Genomic DNA, 620 nt, shown 5'->3' with positions numbered 1-620 from the left:
GCGTATTCATTGAGCATCACCCGTCCCGGCGCCCACCGCTCCACCACCTCAGCCGGACACGCCTCCCCACCGACCAGCAATGTCACCGATTCCAACCCCTGCGGCGAGAGCGCCGCCACCGCCGAAGGTGTCTGGCTCAACACAGTGACCTGCTGCTCGATCAGCAACGCATGCAACGCCTCGGGGGAAGCGGCCACCGCCTCGGGCACCACCACCAACCGCCCGCCATGCAGCAGGGCACCGAAGATCTCCCAGCCCGAAATGTCAAAGGAATACGAATGCCACTGCGACCACACCCGCCCCGGCCCCACCAAATCCCCATCCAGCGACGCGATCAGCTGGGTGACGTTGTGGTGGGTAATGGCAACGCCTTTGGGCACCCCGGTGGTGCCCGAGGTGTAAATCAGATACGCAAGATCCTCAGCAGCCGGGGCCGGCAATGGGGTGCTGGGTTGAGCATCGATGGCGGGGTCATCAATATCAATCACCCGCAGACCGTCGTACCCGTCGAGCCGCGAGCGCAGACCCGCCGTGGTGAGTGCGGCGACAGGCGTGGCATCGGTGAGCATGAACCCGATCCGCGCTGTGGGCAGGCCCGGGTCGATCGGCACGTAGGCCGC

At 65.8% G+C, this 620-nt stretch carries 1 protein-coding gene; it reads right to left on the bottom strand.

From position 1 onward, the window contains the following. Positions 1–620: AMP-binding protein (locus A5781_RS18820; RefSeq protein ID WP_156624822.1), on the bottom strand; the 620-nt coding region annotated here is incomplete at both ends.

The sequence above is a fragment of the Mycobacterium sp. 852002-30065_SCH5024008 genome (assembly GCF_001665645.1).
In the GTDB taxonomy this organism is placed as follows: domain Bacteria; phylum Actinomycetota; class Actinomycetes; order Mycobacteriales; family Mycobacteriaceae; genus Mycobacterium; species Mycobacterium paraffinicum.
This window is presented reverse-complemented; position numbering and strand designations above follow the sequence as displayed.